17 protein-coding genes are annotated in these 19,527 nt (G+C 42.4%); 9 read left to right on the top strand and 8 right to left on the bottom strand.

Translation table 11 applies throughout. The features are described 5' to 3' along the window. Nucleotides 1-7 precede the first annotated feature (7 nt). Nucleotides 8-955 carry an HAAS signaling domain-containing protein gene (locus FLL45_RS08665; RefSeq protein ID WP_142941622.1) on the bottom strand — a complete coding sequence of 316 codons (948 nt, stop codon included), beginning with the start codon at nucleotides 953-955 and terminating at the stop codon, nucleotides 8-10. Between the two features lies 1 nt (nucleotide 956). Further along, nucleotides 957-1,298, bottom strand: coding sequence for a PadR family transcriptional regulator (locus FLL45_RS08670; protein ID WP_142941623.1), 342 nt, complete (start codon nucleotides 1,296-1,298; stop codon nucleotides 957-959). Between the two features lie 374 nt (nucleotides 1,299-1,672). On the opposite strand from FLL45_RS08670, the gene FLL45_RS08675 reads away from it, so the two are divergent. Further along, nucleotides 1,673-1,987, top strand: a complete 315-nt coding sequence (locus FLL45_RS08675) for a PGPGW domain-containing protein (protein ID WP_210247147.1) — start codon at nucleotides 1,673-1,675, stop codon at nucleotides 1,985-1,987. Between the two features lie 152 nt (nucleotides 1,988-2,139). Here FLL45_RS08675 and FLL45_RS08680 read toward each other — a convergent pair whose 3' ends face one another. Continuing rightward, complete coding sequence (locus FLL45_RS08680) at nucleotides 2,140-3,504, bottom strand: tryptophanase (RefSeq protein ID WP_142941624.1); 1,365 nt, start codon at nucleotides 3,502-3,504, stop codon at nucleotides 2,140-2,142. A gap of 357 nt (nucleotides 3,505-3,861) precedes the next feature. Between FLL45_RS08680 and FLL45_RS08685 the strand changes: the two genes are divergently transcribed. The 5 genes from FLL45_RS08685 (at nucleotide 3,862) to FLL45_RS08705 (ending at nucleotide 9,078) form a co-directional block, all read left to right on the top strand. Then, entirely contained in the window at nucleotides 3,862-4,923 is a 1,062-nt protein-coding gene (locus FLL45_RS08685; protein WP_142941625.1) for a hypothetical protein, read from the top strand. Between the two features lie 74 nt (nucleotides 4,924-4,997). Beyond that, nucleotides 4,998-5,456, top strand: coding sequence for a hypothetical protein (locus FLL45_RS08690; protein WP_142941626.1), 459 nt, complete (start codon nucleotides 4,998-5,000; stop codon nucleotides 5,454-5,456). Nucleotides 5,457-5,726: 270 nt separating this feature from the next. After that, a complete protein-coding gene (locus FLL45_RS08695) occupies nucleotides 5,727-6,185 on the top strand; it encodes a DUF3291 domain-containing protein (protein ID WP_142941627.1) in 459 nt (152 codons plus the stop codon). A 247-nt stretch (nucleotides 6,186-6,432) separates the two neighbouring features. Beyond that, the gene (locus FLL45_RS08700) at nucleotides 6,433-6,897 is read left to right on the top strand and encodes a (2Fe-2S)-binding protein (protein ID WP_142941628.1); all 465 of its coding nucleotides are present in this window, start codon (nucleotides 6,433-6,435) and stop codon (nucleotides 6,895-6,897) included. Between the two features lie 3 nt (nucleotides 6,898-6,900). Beyond that, a complete protein-coding gene (locus FLL45_RS08705) occupies nucleotides 6,901-9,078 on the top strand; it encodes a xanthine dehydrogenase family protein molybdopterin-binding subunit (RefSeq protein ID WP_142941629.1) in 2,178 nt (725 codons plus the stop codon). A gap of 92 nt (nucleotides 9,079-9,170) precedes the next feature. Here FLL45_RS08705 and FLL45_RS08710 read toward each other — a convergent pair whose 3' ends face one another. Together FLL45_RS08710 and FLL45_RS08715 are read right to left on the bottom strand one after the other, a co-directional pair. Next, a complete protein-coding gene (locus tag FLL45_RS08710; protein WP_142941630.1) occupies nucleotides 9,171-9,560 on the bottom strand; it encodes an ACT domain-containing protein in 390 nt (129 codons plus the stop codon). A gap of 10 nt (nucleotides 9,561-9,570) precedes the next feature. Then, a complete protein-coding gene (locus FLL45_RS08715) occupies nucleotides 9,571-10,689 on the bottom strand; it encodes a histidine decarboxylase (RefSeq protein WP_142941631.1) in 1,119 nt (372 codons plus the stop codon). A 197-nt stretch (nucleotides 10,690-10,886) separates the two neighbouring features. Between FLL45_RS08715 and FLL45_RS08720 the strand changes: the two genes are divergently transcribed. Together FLL45_RS08720 and FLL45_RS08725 are read left to right on the top strand one after the other, a co-directional pair. Further along, nucleotides 10,887-11,594 (top strand): methyltransferase family protein, encoded by a 708-nt coding sequence (locus FLL45_RS08720; RefSeq protein WP_142941632.1) that lies wholly within the window; start codon nucleotides 10,887-10,889, stop codon nucleotides 11,592-11,594. Nucleotides 11,595-11,667: 73 nt separating this feature from the next. Continuing rightward, entirely contained in the window at nucleotides 11,668-11,910 is a 243-nt protein-coding gene (locus FLL45_RS08725) for a hypothetical protein (protein ID WP_142941633.1), read from the top strand. 115 nt (nucleotides 11,911-12,025) lie between these two features. On the opposite strand, the gene FLL45_RS08730 is transcribed toward FLL45_RS08725, so the two are convergent. Then, nucleotides 12,026-12,640: a lysoplasmalogenase gene (locus tag FLL45_RS08730; RefSeq protein ID WP_185964385.1), complete on the bottom strand. Its 615-nt coding sequence runs from the start codon at nucleotides 12,638-12,640 to the stop codon at nucleotides 12,026-12,028. A 269-nt stretch (nucleotides 12,641-12,909) separates the two neighbouring features. Then, nucleotides 12,910-16,287 carry a methylmalonyl-CoA mutase family protein gene (locus tag FLL45_RS08735; RefSeq protein ID WP_142941635.1) on the bottom strand — a complete coding sequence of 1,126 codons (3,378 nt, stop codon included), beginning with the start codon at nucleotides 16,285-16,287 and terminating at the stop codon, nucleotides 12,910-12,912. 337 nt (nucleotides 16,288-16,624) lie between these two features. Between FLL45_RS08735 and FLL45_RS08740 the strand changes: the two genes are divergently transcribed. After that, the gene (locus FLL45_RS08740; protein ID WP_142941636.1) at nucleotides 16,625-18,484 is read left to right on the top strand and encodes a metallophosphoesterase; all 1,860 of its coding nucleotides are present in this window, start codon (nucleotides 16,625-16,627) and stop codon (nucleotides 18,482-18,484) included. 100 nt (nucleotides 18,485-18,584) lie between these two features. Here FLL45_RS08740 and FLL45_RS08745 read toward each other — a convergent pair whose 3' ends face one another. After that, nucleotides 18,585-19,514, bottom strand: coding sequence for a histone deacetylase family protein (locus FLL45_RS08745; RefSeq protein WP_142941637.1), 930 nt, complete (start codon nucleotides 19,512-19,514; stop codon nucleotides 18,585-18,587). Between the last annotated feature and the right edge of the window lie 13 nt (nucleotides 19,515-19,527).

The following is a 19,527-nucleotide window of genomic DNA, read 5'->3' on the forward strand; positions in this document are numbered from 1 at the left end:
GCTTTTTTTAAGAAACAATTTTTTGATAGTTACTAAAAATATCCCAAGCAATTATCGCTGCTAAAACACCGAGAACGCCATTGATGAGTGTCCTCGCATGCTCTAGCGTAACCTCTAGTGGGATTGTTCCGTCAGGGTTTTCGATAACGGTTACATAGGTTTCGAAACCAAATATTTGCGCAATGACTGCAAGTGATGCGATGTTTAACGCCATATTGGCTGACAAGGTCGCTTTGTTCCAGCCCGCAGCAATATACTTAATCGAGTCAACGATAATGCTTAAACCAACAATAATATTAACGCTCCAATGAACTAGTTGCCACTCATCGCTCAGGTTGACTACTTTATCAAGATTTTCGAAAACATGGGTCATTGTCCAACCAAAAGCGCCATTCCACCAGCCAAGAAAAATTAAGTAAACGGTAATTTCAAAAAGTGTTTCTAATCGGCTAATTTTTAACTTGGGATTAACGGCACTAAGTTCTTTTGGAGACCATTTATAAAGACCTTCGATACTGATATTGTTAGTCTGTAAAACCCAAAACAATAATGTGACCCAAGCGAAGGTCCAAACACCATTTTCTATGAAATCTGCTAAAAGTACGATGCCGATTTTAATAAAATTAGCATCGGAAAAGATTAATGGAATATTAAGCAGTAGGGTTGCGATCATAACTATTGCTAGGGTTAACTCCAGCGATTTCTTAAACACGGGAAAATAGCTGGAGCTAACTAGTTCTTGGTTTGATGAGTACGCCGCGGCGACCTTCATTGGGTGACCAAAGCCAAGTAATATCGCTTCGATATCTTCCGTGTTCAACTCTCGACCGAGCGACTCTTGCTTGTCCTCGACTTGTTCTAAAATTGAGGCTTCTAACTCATCTCTAACTTCTTTTCGGATGTCTTCCGATAAATAGCTTTCAAGGCTATTTAGGTAATTGTTGACTATTTGCATGCTAGTCTCCTTGGTAATCTAAAATTCGATTTAACGTTTTTTCGGTTGCTCGCCAGTCTTCAGTGAGCTGTCGCAAAGTTGTTTGGCCAACTTCCGATAAATGATAAAAACGTTTTTTGCGGTTATTCTCTTCTCGCCATTCGCTTGCCAGTAACCCTTGCTTTTCTAACCGGCGGACGAGCGGATAAAGCGTTCCTTCATCAATATCCATTCCCTTAGCGAGTAAATTTTTTCGAAGTGAATAACCGTAGTGTTCTTCTCTTAGCTCAGCCAGGACCGCTAAGATTAAAGTCCCTCGGCGAAGCTCCAGTTTCAGTTTTTGATAATGTTCACTTTCAGTCATAGATAAAACCATTAAAAGTTTAACCACAGTAGAGCCTCAACCAGCGGGTTTTTACTGTGCGGCGTATAGTATATGTTTTATACTGTATGCCAAATAGTATGTGAGATCAAGTATAAATTTCTAGTAGTAGACACAATCGTTGAGTTGTAAAACCGCTGAATGGAAAATAAGTATTTATAAAACAATAAGATACGAGACTGGTTTTAGTAGCTGGCTCATTCTTTGTTACATTTGTACAAACTCAATAATGCTCTGCTTCGCTAAAATGACAAACAAGGGCGAGACAGGGAAAGCCGTTAGGCAATCCAAAAGCCAACTAAAAAGCCAACTAAAAAATCGCTGGAAAATGCGAGACAAGAGCGGAGGAGAAAAACGTGAGAAGAAGGCGTTATGCGTCACGTTCACTGAAAAGCCGAATTAAGAATGCGTTTTTCGAAGTATTTGAACACCCCGTTGGCCGACCAGCTAAAAAAGCGGTTATCACCGTCGCAGGTGTATTGTTAACGCTACTGGGATTTGCGCTAATTATACTACCAGGCCCGGCTTTTTTGTTAATTCCAATTGGACTCGCGGTGCTTGCTATTGAATACCCCGTTGCCCGAAAATGGCTCAGAAAATTTCAGCGATGGATGACTATATCTGCTGCGAAAGCTGATGACTATTTTGCGAAACGCAAGGCAAAAAGTTAACTGATATCATATTTTAATGAATTAAGTTGAATCGCTTTATTTTAATAAGCGAATTTTAATGACCGAATTTTAATACCTCAATTTTAATATTGTCTCCAAACTGCCGACTTATGTCGGCTTTTTTTTGAGGAGCAAAGACTGTCACCGGTCAGTTAAAGTGGATTAAAGTGAGCAGTGAAATGTCTTAGCATCGGCGGTTCCCAAGTGATATTTAACCCCGTAAGCGACGCTTTTTTCTGGTTTACCAAGTCAAGGCATTCAATGCAATAATCAATATGACTCTGAGTATAAACTCGACGTGGTATTGCCATTCTCACCAAGTCCATAGCTGCAGGAAACTCCTTACCATCTGCTTGTTTGCCAAACATGACTGTTCCTATCTCACAAGCTCGAATACCACCTACGCGATACATTTCGATGGCTAATGATTGACCTGGATAGTTCAATGGATTGATGTGTGGCAGCATCGCCCTGGCATCAATGTAAACTGCATGCCCACCAACCGGTTTCATGATTGGAATTCCAAGCTTGTCGAGAGCGTTCCCCAAGTATTCGGTAGAACGAATTCGGTAGTTTAAATAGTCCTCTTCAACAACTTCCTCTAGTCCAACAGCCATCGCTTCCAAATCTCTTCCTGACAGACCGCCGTAAGTTGGAAAGCCTTCGGTAAGGATAAGCATGTTTCTCGCGCTCATTGCAAGCTCATCATCATTGAGCGCCAACCAGCCTCCCATGTTGACCAGTGCGTCTTTCTTGGCACTCATGGTCATGCCATCTGCATAACTAAAGATTTCTTGAACGATTGCTTTTGGTGTTTTATCGGCATATCCAGGTTCTCTGAGTTTTATGAAATATGCGTTTTCAGCGAATCGACACGCATCGAGGAACAAAGGCTTGCCAAACTCTTCGCAGAGTTTTTTAGTCTCGCGAATGTTCTCCATGGACACGGGTTGGCCGCCGCCCGAATTATTAGTGATGGTTAACATCACTAATGGGACATCATCAGTGCGAGTCTCTAAGAGATCTCTGAGGCGAGCTAAGTCCATATTGCCCTTAAATGGGTGTTCAAGTCGCGGGTCGAGCCCTTCCTGACGAACTAAATCGAGTGCTTCAGTTGTGGTTGCCTCTACATTGGCTCGGGTGGTATCAAAGTGAGTATTATTGGGAATCACTTTGCCTGGACCACCAACCAGTGAAAAGAGTATTTTTTCAGCAGCTCTTCCTTGATGGGTTGGAATGATATGTTTGAACGGTGCCAGTTCTTTGAGTGCCGATTCGAAGCGGTAAAAAGAGGGGGAGCCCGCATAGCTCTCGTCTCCTAGTTGGATTCCGGCCCACTGTTTGGTACTCATTGCTGAGGTGCCTGAGTCAGTGAGCATGTCGATCAGTACATCATCTGATTTAAGGGCGAAGAGATTGTAGTTGGCCTTTTTTAAGAAAGACTCTCTTTCGAGTTCGGTGGTCATGGTTAATGGTTCAACCGACTTTATACGAAATGGTTCAATAATCGTTTTCATTGAGGTTTTAAATAGGTGTCAGATTTAAACAGAGCATTTAGTGCGCGAGTTACTTTATAGAGAGAATTGTGCGGCGAACCATCACATCGCCTCTTGACGTGTGTCAATTTGTGCGTTTATTACCAATAGTGGGATTTTTCTGCCTCGAATCACAATTTAATGAATATGTAAAAATTAACAGGAATTAAAATTTGCCTATTCTTTTAAATCTGATATAAATACCGCCGGACCGATCGAGTAACATTGTCGGTCTTTAAAAAACACTTCACGGACTCGAAGCTAATAATAAAACGAACTAGCTCTATTCTTATATGAATAATCCGTTGAAGTTTTAGCCTTACATTTCGGGGATTTCATATGAATAAAATACTATCGACTTCGCTTGCGATCAGCTTCTTAGCTTTAACGGGTTGCGCTACTGGTTACAAAACAACCATCGCGCCTGAATTTAAAAGCAGCCAAAAAGATGTCCATTTAGCTTCATTCATCGCTCAAAAAGAGATGGATGCTCGAGCGCCACTTGCTAACTCAGCGGGGGTTGGTGCGCAGTTCGGATTAATCGGTGCATTGGTTTCTGTAGCCATTGATTCTTCTGTTAACCAAACCAATATTGAAAACAAAGAAGTTCAAATTGCACCACTCCGTGATGCATTGATTGATTACGACTTTAATACGCCGTTTCACCAAGAAGTGACTAATAAAATCGCTAAAATCGATTGGATAAACGTTACCAACCAAACTGAGGTCAATGATCAAAACGAGATCGAGTTAAAAGATGGTTATTTTCTAAAAGTTGACACAAGCTATTCACTTTCATCAGATTTCACGACATTACAAGTCTTCACTAATGTTAGTTTGAATAATGTGACCAATGAAAAAGATAAAAAAACTGGCAAGCCTAAGCAAAAAGTTGAGACGTTATTCCAGAATCTTTATAAATATTCTTCGCCATCGTTGGAGCGCTTGACGAAAACTAAAGAAGAGTATGATGCTCAAGTTGCGGAAGTCGAGGCTTGGTATGAAGCACGACTGGCTAAGTTAGAAAAAAATAAAAGTAAAGGTGACCTAAGAGCGGCAAAGAAACGCAAAATGCGCAACATTAAAGAAGAATATTCATTTGCCGAAGGTAACTTGAAAATGGCTGAGTTGTGGGCGAAAGATGAAGCTGCACTTGCGAAGCAACATCTAAACGAGTCTGCATTTGAGATCAGCAAAATGATTTTATTAGATTTGTCTGATACTAAAACGATTGATGAGTACAAAAAAGATAAGTCTATTCAGACCTATGAAGATGGACTACAAGTCGTTTCAGAAGGTGCACAACGAGTAATTGTTCGTGATATTCAAACGGCAATGGCTGGTCAACTCTGCTCACTGAAAAAAGGTGATTCGGGTAATCACTGTAAGTTCAAACTATGATTAGGTTAATCACTTGTTGTTTGTTAGGGCTGCTTATGGCTTGCGGTCCTTCTTCGTCTAAAATCAGGCTTAAAATGGACTATATTGAGCCTGATGATCCAGTAGAACTTAACGAATGTTCTGAGCGATTTGTCGTTAAAGATGTGAGAAAAAACAAACAGTCACTTGGAAATTATGGCGGCCTGGCAATTAATACTGAAGAGAGCACCGAAGAGTGGTTGAAAAATGCATTATCTGTCCACTTTAGAGAATCTTTGAATGTTGATGTCGCAGGAGAAACGTCTCCGTCTAATCAAGATTGGTCGATCAACTTGAAAAAAAGTTATGTCACAACGCTAGCAGCTAAATTTTCTGCAAATGTTGTTTTGACCGTTGAAAACAAAGATAAAAATTTCAGAAAACTATTTCGAGGCAACAGTGTGACGACCAATTGGGCAGGCAAAGAGCACGAGATGTTAGAGTCGCTTAATCTTGCTCTGCAAAATGGTCTCGAGAAGCTTGAACCAGAAATACGTGATATTTGCACACTATAAATCAATGCTAAATCATTCAAATGCGCCGTATCGCGTAGTTTGAACCTACTTAAAAGCCAGTCGCAATGATTGGCTTTTTAATTTTTGCTTTTCTCTTAGTGATTGAAGTCATTTCCAGTCTTTCATAAACAACATCTTTCGAATTAAAACCTGTAACAACCGGATCTGCTGTCTCAACCTTGTATAACCACCTGAGTCGCTAGTTTCTTGATTTAAACTGAGAATGGAGTAGTTTATATTGAAGACTCTGAAACATATCAAGGTAGCGCCATGTTTATCGCTCAGCTAAATATAGCAAAAGCCAAATTTCAGTTGGATTCGCCGCAGCTTGCGGATTTTATGGAGAATCTTGATCCGGTTAACGCCACCGCGGAGTCATCGCCGGGATTTATTTGGCGGCTAAAAGACGACAGTGGCCATGCGGTTTCTATTCAGGCTTTTGAAGATCCGCAGATGATTATCAATTTGTCTGTTTGGCAAAGCGTTGATGCGCTGAAGAATTTTATGTTCAAAACACACCATGTTGATTTTTTAAAACGCAAACAAGAGTGGTTTGAGCGGCTTAAGGCTGCGAGCCACGTATTGTGGTGGATTCCAAAAGAGCATCGCCCGAGCTTAGAAGAAGCCAAAGAACGACTTTTTTATTTAAGAGAATTCGGCGATTCCCCCTACGCATTCAGTTTTAAACGCCAATTTAGCACCGAGGATCTTAAATCTTATCGCCACTAGGAGAGATAAAAAACACTCGAGCCACCATTCTTTTTAAACTTTCCTTAACCGGCAGTATTGCTAAACCGGGACGCCGTTAAAAATTGCGTGGGGAGATAATTGTATTTGAATCTCAGTATTCATCGCGACGACATAGACACAGTTTAGATTTACCTCCTCAATTTCCAATCAAAATTGCGGCTAAATGTAGAATATTTTTTGTACAAGGATATACTGTTTATTCCCGCCTAGAGACAAGGACTCGAAAATGATTAAGTTTAAGCTTAACGGTAAGTCAGTAACTTATGAGGGCGATTCCAGCAAGCCCTTGTTGTGGTTCGTAAGAGAAGATGCAGAATTAACCGGCAGTAAATTTGGCTGTGGTGTCGCTATGTGCGGTGCCTGTACGATGCACCTGAATGGCAATCCAGTGAGAGCCTGTTCCACACCTATCTCGATGGTTGATGGCGGCTCAGTCACGACAATCGAAGGTCTTGAGTCTAAAACGGCTAAAGCGGTACAAACGGCATGGCAAGATCTCGATGTAGTCCAGTGTGGCTATTGTCAGTCGGGTCAAATCATGTCTGCGGTGGCTTTGCTGGAAAAAAACAACAAGCCTACTGATGAGGATATCAATGCTGCAATGGATGGAAATCTCTGTCGTTGTGCGACTTATCATCGGATACGCAAAGCAATTCATAATGCGTCTAAATCCTTAGCGAAGGAGGCATAAAACATGAACTTTTCAAGGTTTGTCCCTCAAAAACAAAATTTAAGTCGCCGAGAATTCCTTAAAGTTTCATCACTAGCAGCTGGAGCAGGCTTTGCGATTGGCAGCGTGCCGCTGGTTGCAGGAGAAGCTACGCCGGCCGTTCAACAAGGTCTGGGGCATTTTATAAAAGTGACGTCAGACAGCCTCGTTACTGTCGTTATTAAGCATCTCGACAAAGGCCAGGGTGTGACCACTGGACTGACCGCAATTGTTGCGGAAGAGATGGACGCTGACTGGTCGCAAATGCGTTGGGAGTTTGCTCCTGCTGACGCCACTAAATACAACAATTTATTCTTTGGGCCCGTTCAGGGGACTGGTGGTTCAACTGCAATTGCTAACTCTTGGATGCAACTCAGGCAGGCTGGCGCTGCAGCAAAGCATATGATGGTCAAAGCCGCGGCTAAAAGATGGCAAGTTGCTCCTGCGGAAGTCACTGTTGCAGAGGGAAAAATTAAGCATAAGAGCGGCAAAACCTTGAGCTTTGGTGATGTTGCGAGTGATGTCGCTAAAATGACTGCACCAGAAAAACCAAACCTTAAAGACCCGAAAGACTTTAAACTTATCGGAAGCAACATCCCGAGGATCGATAGTCCCGAAAAAACTAAAGGCAAAGCCAACTACACACTGGATGTTAACCAACCTGGAATGCTGAAAGCCGTAATCATTCATCCTCCCCTGTTTGGCGCAACAATAAAAAGCCTCGATAAGAGTGAAGCGTTAAAAATGAAGGGCGTTAAAGCGGTTGTGCAAACCCCTCGTGGTGTCGGAATTGTGGCTGATTCGTATTGGACCGCGACCCAAGCGCGTCAAGTGGTAAAGATTGATTGGGATGAGTCCGCGGCTGAAAAAAGAGGCTCCAAGGAGCTATGGAAATCATATAAAACCATGGCTCGGGAAGAGGGCCAAGTTGTCAGAAATGATGGCGACGTGACGAAAGCTTTTAAGGAAGCGGCGAAGACGATTAATTTGGAATTTGAATTTCCATATTTGGCTCATTCGGCGATGGAGCCAATGAACTGTGCAGTACAAATTAAAGAGGGCCAGTGCGATATTTGGACCGGCTCTCAAATTCCAACTGTTGACCAAGGGGTAGCAGCAAGTGTTGTCGGATTAACGCCTGACAAAGTCAATATTCACACCCAGTTTGCCGGTGGAAGCTTTGGTCGTCGAGCCGTACCCAATGCTGACTTTGTTTTAGATGCGGTGTTAATTGCCAAGCTTTCTGGGCTTGATGCGCCGATTAATCTGCAATGGTCGCGAGAAGATGATATGCAAGCCGGTTACTATCGACCAATGACCTATCAAGAGATGAAAGCCTCGTTTGACGACAAAGGTGAGCTCTCGGGTTGGCATCAGCGTGTTGTATCGCAATCAATTTTGAGAGGTACGCCATTTGCGGGCATGATTCAAGGTCCGCTCGATATGACTTTAGTCGAAGGCGGACATAATCTACCTTATGCGATGGATAATATTAAAGTTGATGGCCATGAGGCTAGCGTTGGTGTGCCTGTGTTGTGGTGGCGCTCTGTCGGTCATACCCACAACGCCTATTCAACAGAAGTTTTTCTTGATGAAGTTGCACGAACAATGGGCAAAGATCCGGTTCAATTTCGCTTGGAGCGCTTGAAAGAACATCCTCGTCATGCGGGTGTTTTAAAACTCGCTGCAGAAAAAGCCGGCTGGGGTAAAAAGCTCCCCAAAAACAAAGCGCAAGGCGTCGCGGTTCACGAGTCTTTTAGTAGCTTTGTTGCGGAAGTCGCTGAAGTTACCGTAAACGATGATGGTACCTACAGCGTGGACAAAATAGTTTGTGCGGTTGACTGTGGTATTGCGATCACGCCTGATGTCATTAAAGCGCAAATGGAAGGGGGAATAGGCTACGGATTAGGCTCGTGTATGAGCGAAGCGGTAACCTTAACTGACGGTAAAGTTGATCAAGCAAACTTCTACAATTATTTCCCGATGCGAATGAGTAAGATGCCTGAAATTGAAGTGCATATTGTTCAATCGGGCGAGTCGCCCACAGGCGTCGGCGAACCTGGAACTCCGCCTGCGGGGCCGGCGGTGGCTAACGCGCTAAGGAAGTTCTTGAAAAAGCCACTGACTAAACTGCCATTTGGTGACAGGTTAGATTTGGCTTAGCGACGGCTTGATGAATCGTTGAATAGTTAAGTTATAGTTGGGAGTGGGGAGCCGCGTTATGCTCCCCAAGTTTTTTACGACAAGTTAAGAATTTATAAAACCATTTTACCCAAGACATCGCGAGCTTTGTCTGAGTCTGAGCAACTGATTGATACGATCACAAAGCCATCATGGTGTTCGACAATATTAATTCCCCGAATATCAATACTCGCTTCCGCCAACGTTCGAGAAATTTTTGCAAGAGCGCCCGATTCGTCGAGTACTCTGACTAAAATTCCGGCGCGCGAGACAACATGGTAGCCAGCATCGGTTAGCAATTGATAAGCTTTTTCGGCATCACAGGATTGCAGCTTAATTAATGCGGTTGTTTCGACTTTTTGCGCGCCAATGTTTTGAATATTCAATTGTGCTTGACTTAACAGTTCGGTGATATCTGCGAGAAGCCCAGTGTAATCTTTTGCGACGATAGTAAGGTTTTGCATGACTGGTCTCCTAATGAGTTTGTTGTGTTTTTATATCGGAAACAAAAGCATCAATATGATGTTTTTCGACATTGGGCATACAAATTAAATGAGTGATGCCATTAGCTGTCGCAAGCTGATATTTTTCTTTTATTGAGTCGTGAACTTCAGGCAACACGACTGTAATTGCATTTGGATTGCGCCAAGCTTCGATGCCGATTTTTATCAGTTCTTGCTCAGCGTAGGCCGCTGTCTCGAGGCTGTGGTTGACTCTGTCTGCAAAGCCTTTTTCCCCCAGCTTTTTTATCGCATACCAAAGTACTAAAGGTGTAAAACCATTTCTCGAACCGGTGATTGTGGTATCCAAACAACCGATGTACGCTATCGAGCGCGCGATACGCTCCACCTTATCTTTCCTTGCCAATACAATTCCGCAAGGGATCGGTGAACCGATAAACTTATGACCACTGATAGAAATACTATCTGCGCCATCAGCAAAATCATAGGCGGGTCTTGGGTTCAAAAAAGGGTTAATTGCGCCGCATAGTGCTGCGTCTGAATGAATGTAATGCTGAGTAATAGAGAACTCTTCGAATATCGCTTTTATCTTGTTGATATCGTCTTTGCCCTCCGTCATGGTCGTGCCGCTATTAGCAAATACGATGGCCGGTAAATCTCGATGAATACGAATAGTTTCACGTAAGTCATCGTAATCAATTTCGCCGCTTTTTTGAGCTCGGATCATAATGTGTCGCATATTCAACAAGTGCAAGTTTTTGGCAACAGAATAATGAGTTTCTTGCGAGAAGTAACAGATACCTTGAGGATAGATTTCTCGAGCCAAGTAGAGTCCATAGAGATTACCTTCGGTGCCGCCATTGGTGACGTATCCCCACCAATTATTCTCTGGCGCCCTTAACAACTTAGCAAAGAACTCGATCACTTCGCGTTCGAACTCTCGGCTATCGACTTTCCAGGTGGAATCAATGAAAGGGTCGCCGAGATTATTGAGCGGGTATTGTAGTAGCTCCGCTAGCTCTTCATAGGAGAAGTCTTTACTGACCGGGTAGCCTAAATAACTGTCGGTATTGCGTGCGATACGACTTTTGAATTCGTTAAGACGTTCACTAACTTGCTGATTTAAAGACATAAATTTAACCTGTCCGCATAATCTATTGGGTGTTGATGATAGATTGGATGGATCGTCACATTAAGAGATTGCCGATGGCCGCGGATTATACCACCAGTGTGGAGGAAGGACTATTGCATCTTGTTTTAATTGGGCCGAGCCATTAAAGTAAATAAATAATAACTAATAAGATATTAAATAATTACTAGGGATTCATAATGACTTCACTGGTTACTGGCTGGGCTAAACTCACCAACTATCTATCTACCGATTTTCTCGGCGGTCCTAAACGATTAAAATTTAATTGGGTCATAAACTTTCAAAAAGGTGCCACGGCTTTTTGGGTGATTTTGTTGATGGTTCATTATGATAACTATTCTACTCAGGCATGGGTGTATCTCGCGCTGCACGGAAGCTATGGTTTTTGTTGGTTATTAAAGGATGTTGTTTTCCCAGATCCTAAATGGCAGACCCATGTTACTTTTGGGGGGGCGTTTATGGCAATTGCTACGGTACTCGGACCTTATTGGGTGATACCTTATTTACTGATATCTCCAGTTCTCGGTGAGACGCATGTGGGAGCCAACTGGATTTGGATGACGGTTGCCATTGGTATGCACTCACTAGGGATTGCCATAATGATGACCGCAGATGCCCAAAAATATTTTACTTTAAAGTTAAAGAAAGGGCTGATCACTGATGGGATTTTTAAATATATTCGACACCCCAACTATCTCGGAGAAATGATGATCTACGGATCTTATGCGATAATGGCTTGGCATTGGATTCCTTGGATTATATTGGCCTGGGTTTGGATAGGGTTGTTTGCTGTAAACATCGCTATGAAAGAAAAATCAATGTCACGGTACGATGAGTGGTCTGATTATAAGAAAAAAAGTTATTACCTTGTTCCGGGAATTTTTTAGGAGCAGGGACGTTTATGAATGAATTGAAAATCAAATAATTAAATAGCAATATCCATTTTAGTAGGAGAAGAAAATGTCAAAAGAAAATAGGGATTACTTAGAACTCACTTATCGTTCCATTAACTGCTTTGCAGACGACGGTAAACTGGATGTTAATGAGTTAGAATCATTAGTAGAAATAGCCTTAAAAGATGGCGTCATCGACGATAATGAGAAACGTGTATTGAGAAATATTATCGATCGTTTAACTGATGAGGAGCTCACTTCAGAAATGGTCGCCAAAATTCATCAATTACGTACAGACTTGGATATTTAGTCTGTGTCTTGGTGTTTTAATCAGGATCTTGGATATCTAATCAGGATTAAACATAGCGAAATAAACCAATAAAAAGCCCTCATGATGAGGGCTTTTTTACGGATAATATACAAACTTATTGATTGGTAAAATACCCTCTAGTTAATGAATATTGCGCAAAATAATAAGTCATCATAATGAACAAGTGCGATGTTTCAAAGCTTAAATAGAATTTATCAATCGCGATTAGGCTATCTGAAACAACAAAACTTAAGCCGCCGACGATTAGCCAAATATTGGAGCGCCTTGAGGTTAAAGCACTAATACCCATCAGCAGTAATATTGTCATGTATACAACTACAGGAATTAGCAGTTCGCCGAGTTGCGTTTTGATAAGTAAAAACATACCGATCCCGTAAAAGACGTATGCGCCAACCCAGCCGAGGTGCTTTTTTTGTAAAGGTGAAAAACTAAAAATATAAAAAATTTGTGCGATCAAAAACGCGCCTAAACCAAAGACAAACCAACCCTCTCGATCGTAATCTAATAAAAAATCACCTAGAGCCGAAAAAACTAAAGCGGTTACCAGTAGGTAATCTTTTCCATTAGAGGAACTTCTAACAGCAATAAAAATTAAAATAGCCATTGGAACTAGCTTGGCTAACCAACTGAACGGATAAGGCGCATACAAGGTAGACACGGTAAAAAAAACAGCAAATACAATGAATACCATTGAAAACTGACGTGTCATTATTGTTTTCCTCGGAGTCATAAATCGGCAGTCTTGATATTAGCGTAATGTGAAATAACTTAACAACCAGAATTTGAAACGGTGAGAAAAGGAGAAGATAAATTTTCCGCCATCTAACTTTTAATAAGCAAATTACGATACCTAGATAAATCATTGAAAAAAAGCCCTCATAAAGAGGGCTTTCCTTTCTCCGATTAACACATCGTTTTTGACGTGAACTGGTTTATCTCATCACTTTAACTGACAAAAAATAAGCATTATTTAAGTGACTACATATTACGTCGATACTGACCACCAACTTGATAAAGTGTTTGAGATATTTGTCCTAAAGAACAGTACTTAGTTGCTTCCATCAGAACTTCAAAAATATTCTTGTTATGAAGTGCTGCATCTTGAATCGCTTTGGTTTGCTCGGTGATTTCCTCGGCATAAGCATTATGAAGTCGCTCTAACATTTCAATTTGGTAGACTCGCTCTTCTTTTGTTGAGCGAATAACTTCGCTTGGAATGACAGTCGGTGAACCTTCCGACGATAAGAAAGTATTTACACCAATAATTGGGTACTCACCAGTATGCTTGAGCATTTCATAGTGCATAGACTCTTCTTGAATTTTGGAGCGTTGATACATTGTTTCCATCGCACCCAATACGCCACCACGTTCACTAATTCGCTCAAACTCCATAAGCACAGCTTCTTCAACCAAATCAGTGAGTTCTTCAATAATAAAAGAACCCTGTAGTGGATTTTGATTTTTGTTTAGACCGAGTTCTCTATTGATGATTAGCTGAATGGCCATTGCACGGCGTACAGAAGCTTCGGTCGGTGTCGTAATCGCTTCATCGTATGCGTTAGTATGTAAAGAATTACAGTTGTCGTAGATGGCGTACAATGCTTGCAGTGTTGTGCGGATATCATTGAAATCGATTTCCTGAGCATGTAACGAGCGGCCTGAGGTTTGAATGTGATATTTCAACATTTGTGCGCGCGAATTGGCTTTGTATTTATGTTTCATGGCTTTTGCCCAAATACGACGAGCAACGCGACCAATGACCGCGTATTCGGGATCCACACCATTAGAAAAGAAGAAACTAAAGTTTGGTGCAAACTTATTAATATCCATGCCTCTTGCTAAGTAATACTCAACAAAAGTAAAACCATTCGCTAAGGTGAAGGCAAGTTGCGAAATAGGGTTAGCACCCGCTTCGGCGATGTGATAGCCGGAGATGGAAACCGAGTAAAAGTTGCGCACATTTTTATCGATAAAATACTCTTGAACATCACCCATCAAACGCAAAGCAAACTCAGTCGAGAAAATACAAGTATTTTGCGCTTGGTCTTCTTTTAAAATGTCGGCTTGTACTGTACCACGGACTTTTTGGATAGTATCAAATTTAATTTGTTGGTAAACATCCATCGGTAAAACCTGTTCACCGGTAACGCCGAGTAGCATTAATCCAAGTCCATCATTGCCTTCCGGAATTTCCCCTTGGTAAGTAGGCACTGGTAAACCTTTGGCATCGTAAATTGCTTGGATTTTTTTCTTAACTTCGGCCTCAAGACCATTTTCTTTAATATAAATCTCGCACTCTTGGTCGATGGCCGCATTCATAAAGAAACCAACCAATATCGGTGCAGGCCCGTTGATTGTCATTGACACGGAAGTTGTCGGCTTAGTGAGTCTAAAGCCGGAATAAAGTTTTTTAGCATCGTCTAAACAACAGATTGAAACACCCGAGTTGCCAATTTTACCGTAGATATCTGGGCGATAGTCTGGATCATCGCCATACAAAGTGACCGAATCAAAAGCGGTCGAGAGACGCGCCGCAGGCATGCCTTTCGAAACATAGTGGAAGCGACGATTCGTTCTCTCTGGACCGCCTTCGCCAGCGAACATCCGCGTCGGATCCTCTCCTTCACGCTTAAACGGGAACACGCCTGCAGTATAGGGGAATTGCCCTGGGTAGTTTTCTTGGAGCTTCCACTTTAATCGATCGCCCCAGCCTGAATAAGTCGGTACGGAAATTTTGGGAATTGGCTGATCCGAAAGTGAGCGAGAGTGAGTTTCAACTTTAATTTCTTTATCACGAACTTTGTAAACAAAGACATCGTCGAGATACTGCTGCTTTTCTGCATCCCAATTCTCAAGTAGCTTACTATTTTCACGATCGAGTTTTAATTCAGTATTTTCTAACAATGCCGTCACTGAGGTTTTTGCAGCGTTATCGTTATCCAGTAATGCAATCGTCTCAGTCACACTTTGGACCTTTTGCGCCTGCGCGGCTTGTTCATTAACCCACTCATCATAACTTCGATTATTCTCCGCAATTTCAGCAAGGTAACGAGTACGTTTAGGCGGAATAATGTAAATTTTTTCCGACATTTCCTCGCTAGACTCAAAGTTGGTGGTTAAATCAATTTCAGTTTTGGCGTTAACTAAGTTGATAAGATTGCGATAGAGCTCATTAGTGCCCGGGTCGTTAAATTGACTCGCGATAGTGCCATAGACCGGCATTGTTTCTGTTGGCTCTTCAAAACGTTGATGATTACGTTGAAACTGTTTTTGTACATCGCGCAGTGCATCGAGCGCGCCGCGCTTATCAAATTTGTTGATCGCGATAATGTTCGCGAAATCCAACATATCGATCTTTTCGAGTTGAGTCGCTGCTCCATATTCAGGCGTCATCACATACATAGAGACATCAGAGTGCTCTTCAATCTCGGTGTCAGATTGACCAATACCAGAAGTTTCCAGAATAACCAGATCAAAACCTGCTGCCTTAACAATATTGACTGCCTCTTGAACATGGGGTGATAAGGCAAGATTTGATTGTCGAGTCGCCAGCGATCGCATATAAACACGAGCGTTATTAATGGCATTCATTCGAATCCGATCGCCCAGCAGCGCTCCTCCGGTTTTTCGCTTGGAGGGATCGACAGAGATAATAGCAATGGATTTATCTTCAAAGTCCAGTAAAAAGCGTCTTACAAGCTCATCAACTAGCGATGATTTACCTGCACCACCGGTACCGGTAATACCTAGCACTGGCGTTTTAGAGGTTTCTGCCGCCTTGCGAATGGTTTCAATAATGCTTGAATTATCTTCCGGGAAGTTTTCAGCCGCAGAGATTAGACGACCGATTTCACGGTGGTCTGAAGTTGAGGGAATATTGGCAGCAGCTTGATTTCCAGTCGCGAAGTCTGACTTTTCAACGAGGTCATTAATCATTCCCTGTAAGCCCATTTCTCGACCATCGTCTGGCGAATAGACCCGCGCGACGCCATGTTGATGGAGTTCTTCGATTTCCTCTGGCAGAATAACGCCACCGCCGCCGGCGAAGACTCTAATATGACCGCAGCCACGCTCTTCCAGCAAATCGACCATGTATTTCAAGTATTCAACGTGTCCGCCCTGGTATGAAGTCATAGCAATCGCTTGGACGTCCTCTTGAATAGCACACTCAACGACTTCTTTGACGCTGCGGTTGTGACCGAGATGAATCACTTCGCAACCTGAGGCTTGAATAATCCGACGCATAATATTGATTGCCGCGTCATGACCATCAAAGAGTGACGCTGCGGTCACTACACGGATCTTATGCTTGGATTGATAAGGTGCTGGATTCTGTGTCGAAGGATTCTGAGACATAGGGTACCTTTTGATCTAATTGTTCAAAGCCGCTCTGGATTTCGGCTAAAGTGTCGCTCACTGGAATAGTTCTTTTGACGACTAGCGCCAAATAAATAGGCGCGGATTATAGCAAAAATAACCTTTTGATCGAAGCAAACTACGCTGGATAGACCTCTCCGGCGCTAGATTATGTCTAATTTGCTTACTAATTTTAACATTCGGAAGAGTTTGTTTTCGCTATATTGATAGCGCCTGCTTTTATTCCGTAGCGTAAAGGGTATCTTTGTCATTCTTTGCTAAAATAAAGAGACTAAACTGCAAACAAAATAAAATTTAACCAAAAATTAGGGATTTTATGCCAAACCTCAAAAAGCTTCTGGTTGCATTGTTATTAGCGATTGCGAGTTGTTCTGTCCATGCTTCAGACGTGATCGAACCAATCGAGCCTAATTACACCTTTCAAACTGAGCAAATAGTCTATGTAGTTGCCGATATTCATGGTGCCTTCAGCGAGTTTACTGCCGGTTTAAGCCAATTAGGCCTAGTGGATGAGTCGCTTAACTGGAATGGCGGGGAAGCTGTGTTGGTGAGTACTGGCGATCTGGTTGATCGTGGACCAGATTCGCGCAAAGTGCTTGATTTGATGATGCGATTGCAGATTCAAGCCAGTGAAGCAGGCGGCCGAGTGCACGTACTACTCGGCAATCACGAAGTGATGAATCTAGTGGGCGATCTGCGATACGTTTCGCTCGCTGAATATGCTGAGTTTGCCGATGATGAAACTGCAGCAATGCGTGAGTCGGCTTATGCAAGTTACTTACAAGTTAAAGCAAGTCAAGACAGTCCTGCGATTCGAGCGTCTTTTGAGGAAGGTTTTCCCACGGGCTACTTTGCCCATCGCGAGGCATATAAGCCATCGGGGCATTATGGTGAGTGGTTGATGAGTTTACCATTTGTGATCCAAGTGAATAAACACGTGTTTGCTCACGGTGGGTTATCCAAAGTCCTAAAAGGAAAATCAATCGCTGAAGTTAATCAGCAATTAAAAGATAACCTAAACCACTTTTTAGATGCTGACACAAGGTTACGGTCGGAGAATATTTTAACGTTACTGGACACATTCAAAGGGGCAAAATCTAAACTTAAATCGCAAATTCAAACTGCCGAGATCCAAACCTTCTTGACACATGCTGATTCGCTTTTGTTTTCAAAGAATAGTCCTACTTGGTATCGGGGAAATGCGATTTGTCATCCGTTCTTTGAGAATGATTTACTCGCGGATAATTTAAATCAGTGGTCGGCTGAACAGCTCTGGGTTGGCCATACGGTAACCGCCGATCGGCAGGTCCTTAATCGACTCAATAATCAACTCGTTATGCTCGATGGCGGGATGTTGAAGTCGCATTACAACGGGAACCCCTTGTTCGGTAAAATCGAAGCTGGTTCGGTCACTTTTATCAATGGTCAATCTGGAGAAGTTGTCTTAGCAACAACAGCGCCAAATCGAAAAGGAAGTAATCCCCATGGGATGACAGATGCTGAAGTTGAAGACTTCCTCATAAATGCCAAAGTAGTCAACAAGAAAACCACCAAAGAAGGGCGAACGAAACCTTTCAGAGTCACCCTTGAGCGAGATGGCAAACAAATCAAAGGCTTGTTTAAGTATAAAGCGGCCAAAAGAGAAAGACGCATTGGCGCCAAAAGTAATCGCGGTTCCCCTGATCGTTTCGAGCATGAAGTCGCGGCTTATAAACTTGATCGTATGCTTGGTATCGGGCTAGTGCCAGTAACGGTAGAACGGTTTATTGACGGTAGCAAAGGCACCTTACAGTTGTGGGTTGATGATTTGATCAATGTGTTAACAATTGAAAAAGATAAAATCGAATACGATGGTTACTGTGATCTCGCCAGCCAAATTAATCTTATGGATTCATTTGACTATTTAATTGCCAATGACGATCGAAATCAAACCAATGTGATGTATGGCAAAAGTGACTTTCAAATATGGTTTATTGATCACTCAAAATCGTTTGGTAGAACGGTTAAACGTCCACCAATGATGAAGGAATCAAAAGTCACTGTCACGCCGACTTTTAAAAAGGCGTTAGAAGGCCTTAACCGAGAGCAGCTAATGACGTTAAGACCCTGGTTGAGCGAAGGTCAAATAGATTTTCTTTGGCAGCGCAGAAATAAAATGATCGCCGGTGATTTTTAATGAATTTGAGGCGTCTACTGATTATTTTTGCATTAAAAAGTAAGCGCCGCTATGAGACGATTTGAACTAGAACATTCATTAGTTTAATTCACTCAATCATTCAATCACCCGATTCAAACATTGCACGCAAGTGCTCAACAACACTTCTACCGAGCGCATCGAGGGCATAGCCTCCCTCGAGCATAGAGACCACTCTGCCTTGGCTGTGTTTGTGCGCAACTTGCATCAGTTGTTTGGTGACCCAATAATAATCTCCATCCGTTAGCTCCATTTGCGCCATGCTATCTTCTTGATGGGCATCGAATCCCGCAGAAATAAATAATAGGTCTGGTTTGAATTGATTTAGGGCGGGTAACCAATTTTTTTCTATTGCTTGCCTAAATTCAACGCTTCCGGCACCAGCGGGTAAAGGCGTATTGATAATATTGGTTGAGGCAGGGTTAGCGCCGCTGAAAGGATAAAATGGATGTTGAAAGGTTGAGCAAAACAGCACTTGTTCATTGAAGGTCATAATGTTTTCAGTTCCGTTTCCATGATGAACATCAAAGTCGACTATCGCGACTTTGTTAAGTCGGTAATGGTTTAGCGCGTAGGCTGCCGCAATTGCAATGTTATCGAAGAAACAAAAGCCCATTGCGCGATGTCTCTCGGCATGGTGTCCTGGAGGTCTAACAGCACAAAAAACTTGTTCAGATTTGTGCTGCATAATGAGATCGACACCCTGAATACCCGCGCCTGCCGCCAATAGCGCTGCTTCCAAGGTGTACTGATTCATCGACGTATCTGGGTCTAGTCGGTATTCACCTGTGGCCGGTGCATTGTCAAAAATTGACTGAATGTATTCGCTGGTATGAGCCAATGAGAGCCATTGTTTTTCAATGGGCTTGGCGATAATTTTGATTAGTTTCTCGGAAAAATCTGCGGCATCAATATGGCGTTCAATTGACGCCAATCTTAACGGTGTTTCTGGATGAAACTCACCCATATTGTGAAGTTTACAATTTGGATGACTGAGTACGGTAAGTGTCATGAAATTCCGCCTT

It is taken from the genome of Aliikangiella marina, from assembly GCF_007004765.1.
In the GTDB taxonomy this organism is placed as follows: domain Bacteria; phylum Pseudomonadota; class Gammaproteobacteria; order Enterobacterales; family Kangiellaceae; genus Aliikangiella; species Aliikangiella marina.